The 17,460-nt window shown below is 61.1% G+C and carries 15 protein-coding genes; 11 read left to right on the top strand and 4 right to left on the bottom strand.

Annotated elements, in window-relative coordinates; translation table 11 throughout:
* Nucleotides 1-85: 85 nt before the first annotated feature.
* Entirely contained in the window at nucleotides 86-754 is a 669-nt protein-coding gene (locus HEP69_RS16575; RefSeq protein WP_290559637.1) for a TetR/AcrR family transcriptional regulator, read from the bottom strand.
* A 143-nt stretch (nucleotides 755-897) separates the two neighbouring features.
* On the opposite strand from HEP69_RS16575, the gene HEP69_RS16570 reads away from it, so the two are divergent.
* Genes HEP69_RS16570 through HEP69_RS16545 form a run of 6 tightly spaced genes read left to right on the top strand, consistent with a single transcriptional unit; the run spans nucleotide 898 to nucleotide 7,872 of the window.
* The gene (locus HEP69_RS16570; protein WP_290559636.1) at nucleotides 898-1,968 is read left to right on the top strand and encodes an ABC transporter ATP-binding protein; all 1,071 of its coding nucleotides are present in this window, start codon (nucleotides 898-900) and stop codon (nucleotides 1,966-1,968) included.
* A 4-nt stretch (nucleotides 1,969-1,972) separates the two neighbouring features.
* Nucleotides 1,973-2,869, top strand: a complete 897-nt coding sequence (locus tag HEP69_RS16565; protein ID WP_290559635.1) for an ABC transporter permease — start codon at nucleotides 1,973-1,975, stop codon at nucleotides 2,867-2,869.
* A complete protein-coding gene (locus HEP69_RS16560; protein ID WP_290559634.1) occupies nucleotides 2,862-3,671 on the top strand; it encodes an ABC transporter permease in 810 nt (269 codons plus the stop codon). Before HEP69_RS16565 ends, HEP69_RS16560 begins: the two co-directional genes overlap by 8 nt.
* A 16-nt stretch (nucleotides 3,672-3,687) precedes the next feature.
* Nucleotides 3,688-4,713 carry an extracellular solute-binding protein gene (locus tag HEP69_RS16555; protein WP_290559633.1) on the top strand — a complete coding sequence of 342 codons (1,026 nt, stop codon included), beginning with the start codon at nucleotides 3,688-3,690 and terminating at the stop codon, nucleotides 4,711-4,713.
* Nucleotides 4,714-4,770: 57 nt separating this feature from the next.
* On the top strand, nucleotides 4,771-6,417 hold the full coding sequence (locus HEP69_RS16550) for an amidohydrolase (protein ID WP_290559632.1): 1,647 nt from the start codon (nucleotides 4,771-4,773) through the stop codon (nucleotides 6,415-6,417).
* Between the two features lie 18 nt (nucleotides 6,418-6,435).
* Complete coding sequence (locus HEP69_RS16545) at nucleotides 6,436-7,872, top strand: amidase (protein ID WP_290559631.1); 1,437 nt, start codon at nucleotides 6,436-6,438, stop codon at nucleotides 7,870-7,872.
* 35 nt (nucleotides 7,873-7,907) lie between these two features.
* On the opposite strand, the gene HEP69_RS16540 is transcribed toward HEP69_RS16545, so the two are convergent.
* From HEP69_RS16540 to HEP69_RS16530, 3 genes are all read right to left on the bottom strand, one after another.
* Nucleotides 7,908-8,396, bottom strand: a complete 489-nt coding sequence (locus tag HEP69_RS16540) for a ClbS/DfsB family four-helix bundle protein (protein ID WP_290559630.1) — start codon at nucleotides 8,394-8,396, stop codon at nucleotides 7,908-7,910.
* Nucleotides 8,397-8,527: 131 nt separating this feature from the next.
* On the bottom strand, nucleotides 8,528-9,022 hold the full coding sequence (locus tag HEP69_RS16535; RefSeq protein ID WP_290559629.1) for a flavin reductase family protein: 495 nt from the start codon (nucleotides 9,020-9,022) through the stop codon (nucleotides 8,528-8,530).
* Nucleotides 9,019-10,113, bottom strand: a complete 1,095-nt coding sequence (locus HEP69_RS16530) for an LLM class flavin-dependent oxidoreductase (protein ID WP_290559628.1) — start codon at nucleotides 10,111-10,113, stop codon at nucleotides 9,019-9,021. Before HEP69_RS16530 ends, HEP69_RS16535 begins: the two co-directional genes overlap by 4 nt.
* A gap of 119 nt (nucleotides 10,114-10,232) precedes the next feature.
* Between HEP69_RS16530 and HEP69_RS16525 the strand changes: the two genes are divergently transcribed.
* The 5 genes from HEP69_RS16525 to HEP69_RS16505 all read left to right on the top strand — a co-directional run bounded on the left by HEP69_RS16525 (nucleotide 10,233) and on the right by HEP69_RS16505 (nucleotide 17,359).
* Nucleotides 10,233-10,763 carry a winged helix DNA-binding protein gene (locus tag HEP69_RS16525; RefSeq protein ID WP_290559627.1) on the top strand — a complete coding sequence of 177 codons (531 nt, stop codon included), beginning with the start codon at nucleotides 10,233-10,235 and terminating at the stop codon, nucleotides 10,761-10,763.
* 182 nt (nucleotides 10,764-10,945) lie between these two features.
* A complete protein-coding gene (locus HEP69_RS16520; protein WP_290559626.1) occupies nucleotides 10,946-11,902 on the top strand; it encodes a helix-turn-helix domain-containing protein in 957 nt (318 codons plus the stop codon).
* A 130-nt stretch (nucleotides 11,903-12,032) separates the two neighbouring features.
* Nucleotides 12,033-13,436 carry an aldehyde dehydrogenase family protein gene (locus HEP69_RS16515; protein ID WP_290559625.1) on the top strand — a complete coding sequence of 468 codons (1,404 nt, stop codon included), beginning with the start codon at nucleotides 12,033-12,035 and terminating at the stop codon, nucleotides 13,434-13,436.
* Between the two features lie 109 nt (nucleotides 13,437-13,545).
* A complete protein-coding gene (locus tag HEP69_RS16510) occupies nucleotides 13,546-15,213 on the top strand; it encodes an AMP-binding protein (RefSeq protein ID WP_290559657.1) in 1,668 nt (555 codons plus the stop codon).
* 55 nt (nucleotides 15,214-15,268) lie between these two features.
* A complete protein-coding gene (locus HEP69_RS16505) occupies nucleotides 15,269-17,359 on the top strand; it encodes a PQQ-dependent dehydrogenase, methanol/ethanol family (RefSeq protein WP_290559624.1) in 2,091 nt (696 codons plus the stop codon).
* The last annotated feature ends 101 nt before the right edge of the window (nucleotides 17,360-17,460 follow it).

Genomic DNA, 17,460 nt, shown 5'->3' with positions numbered 1-17,460 from the left:
GCATAAGGGGGCTCTGTCGGCGGTTGCATTTGATCCTGGCACGCGCTCACCCGCCCCTCAGGGCGCATGACCATCCAAGCCGCTCTCAGCTGGGGTCCACTTCAAGGTTGCCGAGATTGCTTGAACCGGGTTGGGGCGCGCTTTTGCGTGCCCAGTCGACGATGCGGTGGTTCAGTCGCTGTTGTTGGGCTTCGAATTCCGCTTCGCACGCTGACTCTTTGCGGATGTACTCCAGGAACCCCATATTTGCCGTGCTGTCCAGAAAGGTCGCCATCTCTTCGGGGCAGACAGATTGCGGAAGGTGCCCGTCCGCCTTCAATTTCCGGATTAGGCGGACATATTGGCGGTGGATTCGGAACAAACAGGTTTCATATTGCCGGGAAAACTCGGATTTTGGGTGCGAAAGAAAAGCAGCCACGGCGAACCGCCACATTTCCGAGGTTGGTCCGGCCTCCCTGTGGGCAAAATGGCACCTGGTCAGTTGATTGATCGCGCTGATTGCGTCGGTCGCGGGGCCATCAAGGGTCTGTTTGCCGCAAAAGAACCCGTACTCGAAATCCTTGACCAAAACCGCCAAAAGCAGATCTTTCTTGGTCTTGAAATACCCATATAGCGTGCCCGCCGAAAACCCCGCCTCCTCGGCGATTTCCTCAAGCTTTACAAACTCGTAACCGCGGCTGCGAAACAGCGACAGCGCCGCGCTCAGCATCTCCTCGCGGCGCTGCTCCTTCTGTCTTTCCCGCAGTCCTGCCATGCGCTAACTTTATGGATTTTTAGAGCTGGCTACAATATTAAAGTTGACTCTAAAGAGTTTGATCATATTGAATCGCGCAAGAGCCAAATCAAGGCCGAACCGTCCATATGCCGCGGGGAGAAAGCTCAGATGGCGCGCGCCGCATGATTAACATCGTTGCCTTGTCCAAGACCTTCGGCAGTGGGGCGACGGCCTTCACGGCGCTCACGGACATAAACATCACAATCCGCGAGAACGAATTCTTCACGCTGCTTGGCCCTTCGGGATGTGGCAAGACGACCTTGCTGCGCTCGATTGCCGGTTTTGTCGATCCGTCTTCGGGCAGCTTGACCATCCATGGCGACGACATTCTGTCCAAGCCGCCCTATGCCCGCCCGGTCAACACGGTGTTTCAGAACTATGCGCTGTTCCCGCACATGACCGTTGCCGAAAACATCGGCTTTGGGCTGGAGATGCTGGACCGTCCGAAATCCGAAATCAGATCGGTTGTCGGCGAGATGCTGGAGCTGGTGCAGATGACCGAGATGGCCGACCGGATGACCAGCCAGATTTCCGGCGGGCAGCAACAGCGGGTTGCGCTGGCCAGGGCTCTGGCGCCCAAGCCCGAAGTTCTGCTTCTGGATGAACCCCTTTCGGCGCTTGATTTCAAACTGCGCAAGGAAATGCAGATCGAACTCAAACGCCTGCAATCCGAAACCGGGATCACCTTTGTGTTCGTCACCCACGATCAGGAAGAAGCCCTGACCATGTCGGACCGGATCGCGGTGATGAACAAGGGGCGTATCCTGCAGGTCGGCGGACCCAAGGACATCTATGATCATCCTGCCGAGCGGTTCGTGGCAGACTTCATCGGCGATACCAATTTCGTCACTGCCGAAATTCAGTCGCTGGAAGGTGATACCGCCCTTGTGCGGCTGCCTTCGGGCAGACAGATCGCCGCGCGAAGCGCACCTGACGGGGCGGTTTCGGGGCCTGTGACGATTGCCGTGCGCCCCGAACACGCCACCCTGGAAGCCCAGGGCGCGCTGCTCGATGGTCTGTTGAAGAACATTGTCTATTTCGGGACCGATACCCATTATCACGTGATGACCCAAGACGGGTCGACCTTTGTCATCCGGCGGCAAAACCAACCTGATGCAGCCGAAGATCACAAGGTCGGCGAACAGGTCGGCATCAGCTTCAATCCGGGCGTCGCCCAGGTGCTGAGGGATTGAGCCGATGCCCAACGGAGTGCGAACCGCCCGTCGACGTTGGCTCCTCCTCACTCCGGCACTCGTGATCCTGCTCTTTGCCGCGACCGGCCCGCTGCTGATCGTCCTGGTCTATTCCTTCCTGACACCCGGTGACTATGGCGGGGTCGTTTGGACGTTTTCGACCGACGCCTGGTTCAATGTCGTCGTGGAACGCGATTTCTTCGATGACACGCTGTCTTTTGCGGATGCGCATCTCTCCATCTTCTGGCGCTCGGTCAAGCTTTCGCTCGTGACAACCCTGGTTGCCTTCATTGTCGGTTTCCCGACGGCCTATTTTATTGCCACGCGCCCCCGCGAAACGCGGGACATGTGGATGCTGCTAATCATGGTGCCGTTCTGGACAAACCTGCTGATCCGCACCTTTGCCGTCATGGAGATCATCCGCAACGAAGGCGTCATCAATACCGGGCTGATCCAGCTGGGCATCATAGATGCGCCGATCCAGATGCTCTTTACCGAATTCGCGGTGACCCTCGGCATGGTTTATGTCTATCTGCCGCTGATGGTTCTTCCGATCTATGCCAGCATGGAGCGCATGGATTTCTCCCTGATCGAGGCGGGCTATGATCTTTATGCCTCGCGCTGGCGTATCCTGCGCAAGGTCATCTTTCCTTTGGTCAAACCCGGTGTCGTGGCGGGTTCGATCCTGGTGTTTGTGCCCGCGCTGGGTGCCTATGTGACCCCCCGCGTTCTGGGCGGCGGGAAACAGCTCATGCTCGGCAATCTGATCGAATTGCAGTTCGGACAGGGCCGGAACTGGCCCTTGGGTGCGGCCTTGTCAATCAGCTTGCTGGCCATCGTGATGGTTGCGCTGTTCGTCTATGTGCGTTCCGCAGGAACCCAGGAGGGGCGCCATGACTAAGCCGCGCGCTTTCGATGTCCGCCGACAGTCCGGGTTTGCCTTCGTGGCGCTGTGCTGTTTCGTGCTGCTCTATCTGCCGATCATTCTTCTGGTGGTCTTTTCGTTCAACGCCGGACAAAGCATCGCGATCTGGGAAGGGTTCTCGTGGCGGTGGTATGTCTCTGCCTGGCAGAATGAGAAGGTCCAGGACGCCACGGTATTGTCCCTGATCATCGCCACCTGCGCATCCCTGGTCGCAACAAGCGTGGCCGTAATGGCGGCGCTGGCAACCACGCGCACCGGCACGTTCCGCGGCTCGGCCCTTGTCTTCGGGATGATCAACCAGCCGCTGATGATCCCCGAAATCGTCACGGCGGTCGCTCTGCTGATCTTCTTCGCCATGGTCAAGGTCGCGACCGGCTATACCGGGCTGTGGTATCTGATCATCGCCCATTCCGCCTTTTGCATTCCCTTTGCTTATATGCCGATCCGTGCCCGGTTGCAGGGAATGGATCTCAGCCTCGAACAGGCGGCGGCGGATCTTTACGGCACGCCGTGGCGGGTGTTTCGCATGGTGACGCTGCCGCAGCTTTGGCCCGGTGTCCTGGCCGGCGCTATGCTGGCATTCGTGATCTCGCTGGACAATGTGATCATCACCGAATTTGCGAAATCCGCCGGCCAGGACACCTTGCCCACATATATGCTGGGTCAGCTGCGCCGCGTGGTGACCCCGGAAATCAATGCGATTTCAACTGTTCTGCTCGCGATATCCGTTGCTCTGGTTGTCGCGTTCTACCTGCTGTCAAAGAGCAAGAAACAATAGATCAGGGAGACCCAAAATGAAAAACCTCGTCACTGCAATCGGCCTTGCAACGGCCCTGGCTTCACCGGCCCTGGCCGAAGGTCAACTCAACATCTACAACTGGGGCAACTATACCAGCCCCGAACTGATCGAGAAATTCGAGAGCGAGACAGGAATCCAGGTCACGATCACGGATTTCGACAGCAACGACACCGCCCTGGCCAAGGTCAAGGCAGGCGGCCACGGCTTTGACATCGTGGTGCCCTCTGGCACCTTCATCCCGATCTGGGTTGGCGAAGGCCTGCTATTGGAGACCAATCCCAACAGCATGGAAAACTTCAAGCACATGGACCCGCAATGGGTGGATGTCGCTTTTGATCCAGGCCGGAAATACTCGGTGCCATGGCAATGGGGCACGGTCGGTGTCACGGTCAATACATCCGTCTATGACGGGAACCCGCATACATCGAGCATCTTTCTAGACCCGCCGGAGGAGCTGCGCGGCAAGATCAATGTCGTCCCGGAAATGACCGATGTGATGAGCCTGGCGATCAAGTTCCATGGCGGCGAACAGTGCACCGGGGACAGAGAGATCCTGAAGAAGGTCCGCGATACCCTGGTCGAGGCCAAGCAGCATTGGCTCTCGATCGACTACGGAACCATCGAGAAATATGCCAAGGGCGATCTGGCTGCCGGGGTGAACTGGAACGGTGCCTCTTTGCGGTCGCGCGAGCAGAACCCCGATATCGTCTTCGGCTACCCGCAGGAAGGCTATCCAGTCTGGATGGACAATGTCGTCGTGCTGAAAGAGGCCAATAACGCCGAGAATGCCAAGATCTTCCAGAATTTCATCATGGCCCCGGAAAACGCCGCCCTGATCTCTAACTTTGCGCGGTATGCCAACGGCATTGCCGGATCCCAGGCATACATGCCCGAAGAGATGTCCTCGGCCCCCGAAGTGGTCATCCCCGACGAGCTTAAGGCCGCGGCCTATGTGGCCGAGGTCTGCCCGCCCGCGGTGCAGCAGATCTACACCCGGATCTGGACTGAACTGCAAAAGTAACCCTGCGAATGCGCAGACGGGGCGTCGGACCCGGCGCTCCGATCCCTGGAGACAGAAATGCCTGATATTGTCATTCTCAATGGGCGGGTCATCACCTTCGATGGCCCGGACGCCGAGGCCCTGGCCATCGAAGATGGGATGATCACTGCCGTTGGCAGCACCGCCGACATCCGCGACATGGCCGGGACTGCACGGGTGATCGACGCCCAGGGCGGCACGGTCTTACCGGGCTTCATCGACAGCCATGTGCATTTGTTCGGCGGCTCTGCCGAACTGGATTTCCTGAACCTGCATGGCCTCAAAGGCGCCCAGCAACTGGCCGCTGCCCTGCGTCCCTATGCGGCTGAACGGCCCGACGATACGCTGCTCTTTGCCTGCTCGATCGACTATGCGCTGATGGGGGACCGGCCGATCACCCGCCACGATCTGGACGCGGCCATTCCGGATCGGCCCTTTGCGGCCTCTACCGCCGATCACCATACAGTCTATGCCAATACCAGAGCGCTGGAAATGGCGGGCCTGATGCACGGTGCCGATTGCGGCGTCGGCTCGGAGGTGGTGATGGGCGCGGATGGGCTTGCGACCGGCGAACTGCTGGAGCCCGCCGCCTTTGAGCCGATCCTGAAGATGACGACGTTCGGCGGTCGGGACATGCTCGGTATGCTGACCGGAGCGGATCCCGTTCCCGCACCGGACCGTCAGACCCGCGCCATCGACAAGGCCGCAATCGCCAAAGGGTTCCAGCATTGTGCCCGGCACGGCATCACTGGCCTGCACAACATGGACGGCAATTTCTACCAGCTTGAGCTTTTGTCCGAGATGGAGGCCGAGGGCACGCTTCTGTGTCGCACGGAGATCCCCATGCATCTGAAACATACCGACCCGGTCGAACGCATCGACGAAGCAGCCGAGATGCGCGCGAGATACACGGGCGACATGGTTTGGTCGAACCGGGTCAAGATGTTCCAGGACGGCGTTCTGGACAGCAGGACCGCTTACATGCTGGAGCCCTATCCGGGCACCGACAGCCGCAGCGAACCGCTGTTCTCGGACGCGCAATTCAAGCAGGCGTGTATCCGCGCCGATGCCATGGGCCTGCAAATCGCCGTGCATGCCATTGGCGACGCGGCCGTGCGCCAGACGCTGGATGGCTACGAGGCGGCGCAAAAGGCCAATGGCGCGCGCGACAGCCGACATCGCATCGAGCATGTCGAGACGATCCATCCCGACGATATTCCCCGGTTCAAACAGCTTGGCGTTGTCGCCTCGATGCAACCGCTGCATTCTCCACGGGGCGGGTTTTTCCCGCCTTACGAGCCGAATGACCTCCTGCATCCGCATCAATTCAAGACCGCCTTCCCCTGGAGAACAATCCGCGACACCGGCGCCGCACTGGTCTTTTCAACCGATTGGCCGGTGGTTCCGGTGGACGTAATGCCAAGCATCCAGGGCGCGGTGGCCGGGATTGAACTGCCGGACTACTGGCCGGATCAGCGGCTGACGCTGCGCGACGCGCTTGCCGCCTATACCCGCGACAATGCCTGGGTCGAGTTCAACGAGGATCGCAAGGGCCGGTTGCGCCCCGGCATGATGGCCGATGTGGTGGTGATGGGGTCCGACCTCGATGCGATGCCTCCCGATCAACTGGGCAATGCCATGCCTGCCGTAACCATCTGCGCCGGACGCATCACCTTCGAAACATGACCGTGCAAGGAATGACGCATGTCTGATACCGATCTGGTCTACTTGCCCGCATACAGGGCGCTGGAGATGTTCCGGGCCAAGACCCTGTCGCCGGTCGAACATATGCAGGCCATGATTGATCGCGCGGGCGCGGTCGAGCCCAGGGTCAACGCACTGAGCTATACCCATTTCGACGAGGCCCTGCAGAAGGCCCGACGCGCCGAAGCCCGCTATGCCGCCGACAAACGTACCCGGCCGCTGGACGGGCTTGCCATCGGCATCAAGGACGAAGGCGATGTGGCGGGATATCCCACCTCAAACGGCGCGCTCGTGATGCAGGACTATGTTGCGACCTCCACCTCGCCGATGAATGACCATGTCCTGCGGGCAGGCGGCATCATGCATGCGCGCACCGCGACGCCCGAGTTTTCGGGGACCGTAATCACCAATAGCAAGCTCTGGGGCGTGACGCGCAATCCATGGAATCTGCGCCTGTCTCCCGGCGGATCCTCTGGCGGGTCCGGGGCGTCGCTGGCCTCGGGCACATCGGCGCTGTGCACCGGCTCCGATATCGGCGGGTCGATCCGGGTCCCATCCTCGGCCTGTGGCCTTTACGGACTAAAGCCGACCTTTGGTCGCAACCCGACGGATTCGCCCTTCAACCTTGACGGCTATGCGGTGGACGGTCCGATGGCACGCACGGCCAGGGATATGGTGCTGCTGCAAAACGCGATGTGCGGCCCCCACCCTGACGACATCGTCTCGCTGCGGCCCAAACTGCACATTTCCACCGACGTGCAATCCATCAAGGGCTGGAAAATCGCGTATTCTCCCGATCTGGGGTTCTATACCGTCAGTGACGAGGTGCGCCGCAACACCGAGGCCGCGCTGGAGGTGTTCCGCGACGCCGGGGCCATCGTCGAGCAGGTCGATCTGCCCTGGACAGCCGACATTCTGGACGGCGCGATGGGGCATCTCAACCATCTGATGGGCACCTATCTGACCCAATTCGCAGATCATGACCCAGACCTGCTGATGCCCTACACCATCGCCCATCTCAAGAGCTCCCGCGGCAGTACCGCCAAAAGGTTCCTGCAATCGTTCGAGGTTGAGAACGACATGTACCGCGCGCTCAGTGCGGTCTTTGCCAGCCACCGGCTGCTCGTCTGTCCCACCACGGGTATACCCTCGGTTCCGGCCGACGGCGATGGTGTGACCGACGAAATCACCATCAACGGTGCGCGTGTCGACCCGCTGACCGGGTGGGCTTTGACCCTCCCTTTCAACATGCTCTGCCGGTGTCCGGTGGTCTCCGCCCCGTCGGGCTTCGGCCAAAGTCAGGTACCCACCGGCATTCAAATCGTTGGCCAGACATATCGGGATCAGGATGTATGCCGCGCGGCCCTGGCTTACGAAAATGTGCGTGGCCAGAATTTCCTGACCGATCGAAACCGGCCCGATCTTCGGCCTGGTTGACAGCATCCTTGTGGCATTCCCCTCGCCCTGGCCTGTCAGGTCGCGGCACGCAGTGCCTTTCGGATGTAGGTGTTGGCGGACCGAAAGTGCGACGGGCCGGTTGCCTCCGCAAATCGCCCAACTGTCCATTTCCCGGTCCATGCATATCTGCCCGCAGTGTACAACTCCGTGTCATCGCGGGTTTCGATGAACGCGCGCAGCCTGTTACACGCGCTCTCAAAGTCTGAAAGCAGGTCTGGCAGGGCCGTTTCTTCGCCTTTGGCATAGAGTGGAGCGTTGTATGTCTTGAGCTGGTTCCACTTGTACCCTTTGGCAGGCACATGAACCCGGCGACCGGCAAGGCCATCTTCGTACCACTGGTGAAACAGGCCCATCCAATGGGTACGGTGTGCAAGGATACCCTTGAGTGTCACGCTATCGCCGGGCGCCGACAACGAGGCGGTCTGTTCATCGAGGCCGCCGAGGGTCTTGCGCAACTTTGCCAGATCCTTGTCGAATACCGCAAGCAGATCTGTTTTGTTCATGGCTGCTGGCATGATCGACCTATAGCGTGCCCAGCCCGATCCATGTCTTGATTTGCGTCAATCGGTACCTTCGCCTGTCGTTTCTTTGAAAACGCCGATTGATCCGGGCCATGCCAGAGGTTTTCAGCCCATCACGCGCCCGGCAAGGGGCGAAACGCCCCGTTCCAGTAAACCAGCGCGCCCGCTGCCGGGTTTTGCCTGATCGCGCGCACTCGGCCGATCACAATCGAATGGGTGGCGCGGTCGATCATCTCTTCAAGCGCGCAGTCGAAACCGGCCGGTGCCCCCTCCAACAAAAGCGCGCCTGTCTCCGCCGGGCGCCACTTTGCCCCTTGATATCTGTCGGCACCTTTAAGGCCACCAAAGCCCGAGAAGTTTTCGGCGACCTTCTGGTGGTCCGCACCAAGGGACGACCAGCCGAATTTCCGATATTTCTTCAGCAGAGGCCAACTGGACGACGCCCTGTTAACGCAGGCCAGCAGCAAAGGAGGATCGGCGCTCAGCGAAATCGCGGATGTCACCAAAAGGCCCGAGATATCCTCGCCTTCCCCCGCCGTGATGACAGAACAATTGCCCACCAACGCCCGCATCGCGTTGGTGAACGATTTTGCCAGGGGCTGGTTCATGACCGGATCCCCGCTTGTGCAAGCAAGGGCAGGACATTGTCGCGGAAATAGGGGAACTCTTCAACGTAATCGACAAAGGACAGTGTCGTCCCGGCAAAGCCGGTCTGGTGCAGCGTGATGATCCCGTCTGCGACCTGACGCGGCGTTCCGACCAGCGGGAAGCCGCCGTGGCCCATCGCAAACAGGTTCTTGATTTGCGCAAGCAGATCATGGGGGAACGATTGAGCATGCGCGAACTGAAGATTGACCAGATTGTCCACCGCGTCCCAGTCAGCCAGATCCCCCATGAGGCGATCCCGCAAGGCCGTGGCCTCTTGCTCCGTCTCGCGGCAGATAACGTGGCTGAACGTGAGCACGCCCACATCGCGCCCCTTGGTTTCTGCCAGGGCCTTGAGCTCTTTGATTTCTTCGACCGACCGGCTGAGATCAATTGCCGGTGTGAACAGATAGTCGGCATTGTCCGTTGCAAAAGCGCGCCCGATCTCGGATCCCGCCGCATTCAGAATCGGAGGGCGGCCATTCACGGGCTTGGGATCGCCCGCCACGTGCCTGAGGTTGAAATACTCTCCGTCCCAGTCGAAATACGCCTCCGACGTCCACAGCTTCTCGACGATATCGAACCATTCCTGCGCATATCCATAGCGCGTTTCGTGATCATCGGGCAGCGTCAGTCCCAGGGCCTCGTATTCTGGCTTGTTCCAGCCCGCGACGATGTTCAGACCGGCGCGCCCCTGTCCGATCTGATCCATGGTGGCCATCTGCTTGGCCACTATGACGGGGTTGTTTGCAGCCGTATGCACGGTGGCGAATACGCTGATATTCTTGGTCGAGGCCAGCAGCGCTGTCGCCCATGTCACGGTTTCCAGGACACCTCCGTGAAAATCGGTCTCTCCGCCGTAACCGATCCAGCGGGCAATCGGCAGCATGAAGTCGATGCCAGCGTCGTCCAGCATCTTGCCAAGTTTGAGGTTGTTTTCCCAGCTGTTCACCCAGCGGTCGGGTGACTTGGTCACCGTCATCCCCGATGAGCAATTGGATGAAAAAGTCCCCAGCTTAAAGCCGTTCTTGGCCTTCATCACGTTAATCGACATCTGTTGTCTCCCTATAGGATAGATTTTAAATTCTATTTTTGATTCTAAAATATGTGCAAAATCATATTTTCGTCAAACAAAATCGTCGGTATGCTATGTTCAAAAAAGAGGAGACGCAGATGACGGACAAGGCAGAGGATCACGACCTCGACTATCGCTGGCATCTTTCAGAGAGTGACACCGAGGTTGTCTGCACCGAGCTGGAGTTCGCCCTGATGCGCTGCTTCGAGGCGTTCGGGCGATGGCAAACCGAATGCCTTGCTTCGGTCAGCGATGTCGGGGCGAGCGGTCCTGAAAACGCGCTTTTGCATATCGTTCGGATGAATGACCGCGCCAAGAGTATCAAGGAGCTGGCGCGGCTGACCAACCGGGACGATATTCCGAATATCCAGTATTCGATGCGCAAGCTCCTCTCTGCGGATCTGATTGAAAAACAAGGGTCTGGCCGCACGGGCGTGACCTATCAGACGACCGCGGAAGGACGGCGGATCACGGACGACTATGGCGCTATCCGCAGACGGTTGTTGATCGAGCAGATCTCAAGCCTGCCCGAATTTGACACCCGTCTCAAAGATGCCGGGCAATGTCTGAACATCCTTGCCGGGATATATGAAGAGATTTCGAGGATAGCGGCCACCCATCGACGCTAGCGTGCCACCACGGCGTGCCAGGTCTGATCTTGTGATCGCCGCCACCCGGGCCACCGCAAGACGCGCTCGGGCCGCCCCGGGCGGATGGCCGGGGTCAATCGCCGCCCGGCCCGCGGCCACCGCTCTTGGCAGCCAGTGAACGGGCCGCTTAGGATGGGGGTCAAGGGTTGGAGGAGAACGCATTGACACATCACAATTCTCATATCGAGCGGGTGACGGCGCGGGCGTTGTCGCCCTCGGCGGTCGCACGGTCAAGCATTGCGGCCTCGTGGTTCCGCTCCATGGTGCGGTACGGGCTGGATCCGGGAAATCAGAAAAGGCTGCACCGCCTTGATGGGTCCGATCTTGAGGATATCCGGCAAGAGAACGGCACGTTTCGCTTTGTGGCAGAGACAGAGCTTGACCGGCTGTTTCAATTGGTGGGCGCTGCGGGATGTGGTCTCTACCTGACCGACCGAACCGGCGTCGTGATCGATCATCGTTGCAAATCCGAAGACGAGACGTTTTTTCGCGCCATCGGGCTCGAGCCGGGTGCGCTGTGTTCCGAAGAGGTCGAGGGCACCAATGGCATGGGCACCAGCCTTGCCGAACTGCGCCCCGTGATCATCGACCGCGACGAGCATTTCTTTGCCCGCAGTACCGGGCTCACCTGCATTGGCGCGCCTGTCTTCGGCTCCGAGGGGGAGGTGATCGGCGCGCTTGATATCAGCACGGTGCGGGCGGATCAGACAAGCGCCGCCAATCTGTTGCTGGTCGATGCGCTGGTGCAATGCGCGCGGCGGATCGAGACCGCGTATTTCCGCCTGCGCCATCCTGGCGCGCGGATCATGGTCGCGGATGTCACCCAGGCTGACGGCACGGCCCTTCTTGCGGTGGATCCCGACGACCTGGTTATCGGGGCCACGCGCGCGGCACGGCTGGCATTCGATCTGGGTCTGGACGGGCCGATCGCGGCGCAACCGGCGGCCGATCTGCTGGGCACGCCGGGCGCGGGCCGGGATATCGCGCAAATCCAGCGTTCGGCGATTCTGCGCGCATTGTCACGGTCTTCGGGCAACGTCTCGGCCGCCGCGCGGCAGCTTGGGATCGGGCGGGCGACGCTTTATAGGCGGATGAAGGACCTCGGGATCGCCAATTAGGCGCCGCGACTGTCTCAAAGCGATACAGATCCGCCGTCAAACCTCCAACCGCCCTATAGGCACTGATCCATCCACCTGACAGGTTCCCCTGAGAAAACCGTGGTCACACCACGGAAAACGGGAGGAACTCATGGACTATCCTATGCTCATCGGGGGGCGGCTTGTCGCTGGCGACACGATGCTCGACATCATCAACCCCGCCACAGAGGAGCCGTTCGCGCGGGTCCCCCATGCCAGCGAAGCACAGCTTGACGATGCTGTCGCCGCCGCCGCGGCGGCGCAAAAGGCCTGGGAGGCCACCTCGATGGCAACGCGCCGGGCCAAGATCGAAGAGCTGTCCGCAGCGATTGCCCAGAACGAGGCGGAGCTGGCGCGCATCATCACCCTCGAACAAGGCAAGCCGCTGCCCGAGGCAATCGGCGAAGTGCAGTGGAGCGTTGGCTATCTGGCCCACACCGCCACGCTGGACCTGCCGGACCGCGTGATCCAGGACGACGCCGAGTTCTTCATCGAGACGCGCCATAAACCGCTTGGCGTTGTGGGCGGGATCATCGCCTGGAACTTTCCGCTGCTCTTGTGCTGCTGGAAGATCGGCCCGGCGCTGATGGCGGGCAATGCGATTGTGCTCAAGCCCGCTCCGACAACACCTGTTTCGGCGCTGAAGCTCGCAGCGCTCTGCGCCGATATCTTCCCGCCGGGCCTGATCAACATCATCACCGACGACAACGATCTGGGCCCCAAGATGTCGACCCATCCGGGGATCTCAAAGATTGGATTCACCGGCTCGTCCGAGACCGGCAAGCGGATCATGGCGGCAGCTGCCAGTTCGATGAAGCGCGTGACGCTCGAGATGGGCGGCAACGATCCCTCCATCGTGCTGCCGGACGTGGATGTGCGCGCGACCGCGGAAAAGGTCTATGGCGGCGCGTTCCTGAATGCAGGCCAGGTCTGCCTCGCGGTCAAGCGCGCTTATGTACACGAGGATATCTATGACGAATTCTGCGGCGCCCTGTCAGAGATTGCGGCCCAGGCCGTGCTGGGCGACGGGTTGCAACAGGGCACGACCATCGGCCCGATCCAGAACAAGGCGCAGTTTGAAAAGGTGAAGGGTTATCTTGATGATGCCAGGGCCAGCGGCACCATCATTGCCGGCGGGCACCCGCGCGACGGAAAGGGCTATTTTGTCGAACCCACCATCGTGCGTGATGTGACCGATGGTCAAAGGATCGTGGACGAAGAACAGTTCGGCCCGATCCTGCCGGTCATCGCTTTCAAGCATATCGACGATGTCATCGCCCGGGCGAACGCGTCGGATTACGGGCTGGGCGGCGCTGTCCATTCCGCCGACGTCGATGCGGCGACCGATATTGCGGGCCGGATCGAAGCCGGATCGGTCTGGGTCAACCAGCAACTCAATATCGGGCCGCATATCCCGATGGCGGGGTTCAAGGGCTCGGGCCTCGGGGTCGAGCAATCGGTCGAGGGGTTGGCGGAATACACGCAGATGCAGGTGATCAACGTCGCCCGGGCCTGAGGGCGGCCGGGTTCGCATCCGGGCGGGGGCGCCGCGTGCCCCTGGCCCACCGCATCGGATATCACTATCGGGAGACACCCACGTGGCAGACCGCAGCCCGATCGGCGGCATGGCGCATGTGCGCGGCCGGTCCGACACGCCGCTTCTTGAGCTGACGATCCCGGCGCTTCTGGCCCGGGCGGTCGCGGCATATGGCGACCGCGAGGCCGCCGTCTTTCGCGCCGAGGCGATCCGTTGGAGCTATGCCGATTTTGCGCATCAGGTCGACCGGCTTGCCGGTGGGCTGCTGCGGCTTGGCGTGCAAACCGGGGACCGGGTCGGCATCTGGTCTCCGAACCACAGCGCGTGGCTGATGACCCAATTTGCCACCGCCCGGATCGGGGCGATCCTGGTCTGTATCAATCCCGCCTACCGCCCGTATGAGCTGGATTATGCGCTCAACAAGGTAGGATGCAGCACCCTGATCACGGCGCATCGGTTCAAGACATCCGACTATATTGCGATGCTGCACGCTGTTGCGCCCGAGCTGGCCGGGGCGGCGCCGGGCGCGTTATCGGCGGCCGGGCTGCCCGACCTCAAGCGGGTTATCGCGATTACAGACACCCCGCCGCCGGGCATGCTGGGTTTCGACGCCGTGTGTGACATCGGAGACGAGACGCCGCGCGCCGATCTCGACCGCATCGGCGCGGACCTTCGGGCCACCGATCCGATCAACATCCAGTTCACCTCCGGCACGACCGGCAGACCGAAAGGCGCCTGCCTCACCCACCGCAACATCGTTAACAATGCCAACAACGTCACCGCCACGCTTGGGCTCACCGCTGCCGACCGCTTGTGCATCCCGGTGCCGTTCTACCATTGCTTCGGCATGGTGATGGGCACGCTGGGCTGCGTCACCAAGGGCGCCACCATGGTCGTCCCCGGCGAAGGGTTCGACCCCGAAGACACGCTGGCGGCCGTCTCCGAGGAACGCTGCACCGCGCTTTATGGTGTGCCGACGATGTTCGTGGCCGAGCTGGGCGTGCCCGATCTCGACCGCTTTGACCTGCGCCATCTGCGCACTGGGATTATGGCCGGCGCCTCCTGTCCCATCGAGGTGATGCGGCAGGTCCAGCAGAAAATGAACATGGATCAGGTCACCATCGCCTATGGCATGACCGAAACCTCGCCGGTTTCGTTCCAATCCGATATCGACGATCCCATCGACAGACGCGTCAGCACGGTCGGGCGTATTCACCCCCATGTGGAATGCAAGGTCGTCGATGAGGCGGGCCGCACCGTGCCGCCCGGTGTCCAGGGCGAGCTTTTGACCCGCGGCTATTGCGTCATGCAAGGCTATTGGGGCGATGAGGAGCGCACCGCCGAGGCGATCACCGACGGCTGGATGCAGACCGGCGATCTTGCTACAATCGACACCGATGGCTACTGTCACATCACCGGGCGGGCCAAGGATATGATCCTGCGCGGCGGTGAGAACATCTATCCAAGCGAGGTGGAAGCGTTTCTTTTCACCCACCAGGACATTGCGCAGGCACAGGTCTTTGGTATCCCGGATGCGCATTTGGGCGAGGTGGTCTGCGCCTGGGTTGTCCCACGTGCCGGTGCGACCCTGACACAGGAGGATGTGCGCGCCTTTTGTCGGGGCGCCATCGCGCATTACAAGGTGCCGAGCCATGTCCACATCAAACAGACGGTGCCGATGACGGTGACCGGCAAGCCTCAGAAATTCATCATGCGCGATCAGATGATCGCCGATCTGGCCGAAACCACGGAGTGATCAGAACCCAGAACGCACGCAAGACAAAGCCAGCAAAATTGTGGAGGAGGACATTATGCTGCGATACTCATTCATCGGGGCCGCCTTTCTGGCGGCCGCGCCGGCCATGGCGCAAACCATAACGGAGGAGGAGATCCGCACAGCCGTGGGGGCGATTGATACAGAGGCGATCATCGCCAATGACGCCCATGATCGAAATTGGCTGAATTACGGGCTGAACTATGCCGAAACCCGGTATTCGCAGCTCGACGCGATCACCTCCGAGAATGTGGCGGAGCTGGGTCTGGAATGGTCCTATGGCCTCAATTCCGACCGGGGCGTGCAGTCCACACCCATCGTGGTCGACGGGGTGATGTATGTCACCGCGTCCTGGTCCATCGTGCATGCGCTCGATGCCGTGACCGGTGAGCCGCTTTGGGTGTATGACCCCGAAGTGCCCGGATCGTTCGGGGACCGGGGCTGCTGCGATGTGGTCAACCGGGGCGTCGCCGTCTATGAGGGCAAGGTCTATGTCGGGGCGTATGACGGTTATCTGCACGCCATTGACGCGGCCACCGGCGAACGGATCTGGCGTGTCGACACCATCGAAAACCGCGAGATGTCCTATACCGTCACCGGCGCGCCAAGGATCATCAACGGTCAGGTGATGATCGGCAATGGCGGCGCGGAATTTGGCGTGCGCGGGTACATCACCGCCTATGACGCCACGACCGGAGAGGAATCCTGGCGCTGGTACACCGTGCCGGGCGACCCCTCCGAGCCGTTCGAGAACGCCGCCATGGAAATGGCCGCCGAAACCTGGGACCCCTCGGCCAATTACTGGGAGGCCGGCGGCGGCGGCACCGTCTGGGACGCGATGGCTTACGACCCCGATCTGAACCTGCTTTACATCGGCACCGGCAATGGCAGCCCCTGGAACCGGCACCTGCGCAGCCCCGCGGGCGGCGACAACCTGTTTCTGGCCTCTATCGTGGCGCTGAACCCAGATACCGGCGAATATGTCTGGCACTATCAGAACACACCGGGCGACACGTGGGACTACACCTCGACCCAGCACATAATCCTGGCCGATCTGGAGATCGACGGAGAGATGCGCGCGGTTCTGATGCAGGCCCCGAAAAACGGGTTTTTCTATGTGATCGACCGCGCCACGGGAGAGTTCATTTCCGCCGAGCCGTTCGTGGAAACGACCTGGGCCACCGCCTATGACGACAACGGTCGCCCGATCGAGAACCCCGCCGCCCGCTCGCTGGACGAACCCTTTGAAACCGTGCCCTCCGCCTATGGCGCGCATAACTGGCATCCGATGAGCTTCAACCCCGATACCGGACTGGTCTATATCCCGGCGCAAGGGGTGCCGCTGGTGCAATCCACCGATCCCAACTGGCAGCTCAACAGCCATCAACCGATGTCGACCATGTCGGGCATCGGCTGGAACCTGGGCTATCTCTTCAACGTGGTGGCCCCCGAAGCAACGCCCTTCGGCCATCTTCTGGCCTGGGATCCGGTCGCGCAGCGCGAGGTCTGGCGCGCGGAATACATCAGCCCGTGGAATGGCGGCACCCTGACGACCGCCGGCAACCTGGTGTTCCAGGGCACGGCGGATGGCCGGTTCATCGCCTATGACGCCACCAATGGCGATCTGCTCTGGCAGGTGCCGGTCACCTCCGGCGTGGTCGCCGCCCCCAACACCTGGGAGCATGAGGGCGTGCAATACGTCACCATCGCCGTGGGCTGGGGCGGGGTCTATGGTCTGATGCAGCGCGCAACCGACCGCGTCGGCGCGGGCCGGGTCTTTACCTTCCGGGTCGGTGCCGATGCGCCCATGCCCGAGGCCGAGATCTCGACCCGGACCGAACTGGTCTCGGGCGTGCCCTATGATCCGGCGCGGATCTCGGCGGGCCTGGGCATCTATGTGGCGAACTGCCTGTTCTGCCACGGGGTGCCGGGCGTCAACAATGGCGGTGCGATCCCGAACCTGGGGTATTCCGCGCCAGGCACGTTGGAAAACGCGCATGACTGGATCCTTGACGGTGTCGCGGTCGATCGCGGGATGCCAAGCTTTTCCGAGCTTTTGACCCCCGGCGATGTGGCCGACCTGGTGGCCTTTATCCAAGGGACGGCGGACTCGCTGCAACCTCAGTAAGCCCGCAGGGCAAACATCGGGCTGAGCGGCGGCATGCCCGCTCAGCCCACCCAAACCGGTCCAAGCCCATCGCGCGGCAATCTCTTTGCGGCATATTGGGT

The sequence above is a fragment of the Aestuariivita sp. genome, assembly GCF_021404545.1.
Lineage (GTDB): Bacteria > Pseudomonadota > Alphaproteobacteria > Rhodobacterales > Rhodobacteraceae > Aestuariivita.
Note: the sequence above shows the minus strand (reverse complement) of the source record. Positions and strands in the feature narration are given on the sequence as shown.

Bases quoted from the DNA above. Each gene is read 5' to 3' on its own strand.
- HEP69_RS16510 (WP_290559657.1), top strand. From the start codon at position 13,546: ATGGCGCATGTGCGCGGCCGGTCCGACACGCCGCTTCTTGAGCTGACG.
- HEP69_RS16515 (WP_290559625.1), top strand. From the start codon at position 12,033: ATGGACTATCCTATGCTCATCGGGGGGCGGCTTGTCGCTGGCGACACG.
- HEP69_RS16535 (WP_290559629.1), bottom strand. From the start codon at position 9,022: ATGAACCAGCCCCTGGCAAAATCGTTCACCAACGCGATGCGGGCGTTG.
- HEP69_RS16525 (WP_290559627.1), top strand. From the start codon at position 10,233: ATGACGGACAAGGCAGAGGATCACGACCTCGACTATCGCTGGCATCTT.
- HEP69_RS16550 (WP_290559632.1), top strand. From the start codon at position 4,771: ATGCCTGATATTGTCATTCTCAATGGGCGGGTCATCACCTTCGATGGC.
- HEP69_RS16555 (WP_290559633.1), top strand. From the start codon at position 3,688: ATGAAAAACCTCGTCACTGCAATCGGCCTTGCAACGGCCCTGGCTTCA.
- HEP69_RS16560 (WP_290559634.1), top strand. From the start codon at position 2,862: ATGACTAAGCCGCGCGCTTTCGATGTCCGCCGACAGTCCGGGTTTGCC.
- HEP69_RS16565 (WP_290559635.1), top strand. From the start codon at position 1,973: ATGCCCAACGGAGTGCGAACCGCCCGTCGACGTTGGCTCCTCCTCACT.
- HEP69_RS16540 (WP_290559630.1), bottom strand. From the start codon at position 8,396: ATGAACAAAACAGATCTGCTTGCGGTATTCGACAAGGATCTGGCAAAG.
- HEP69_RS16570 (WP_290559636.1), top strand. From the start codon at position 898: ATGATTAACATCGTTGCCTTGTCCAAGACCTTCGGCAGTGGGGCGACG.
- HEP69_RS16530 (WP_290559628.1), bottom strand. From the start codon at position 10,113: ATGTCGATTAACGTGATGAAGGCCAAGAACGGCTTTAAGCTGGGGACT.
- HEP69_RS16545 (WP_290559631.1), top strand. From the start codon at position 6,436: ATGTCTGATACCGATCTGGTCTACTTGCCCGCATACAGGGCGCTGGAG.
- HEP69_RS16505 (WP_290559624.1), top strand. From the start codon at position 15,269: ATGCTGCGATACTCATTCATCGGGGCCGCCTTTCTGGCGGCCGCGCCG.
- HEP69_RS16575 (WP_290559637.1), bottom strand. From the start codon at position 754: ATGGCAGGACTGCGGGAAAGACAGAAGGAGCAGCGCCGCGAGGAGATG.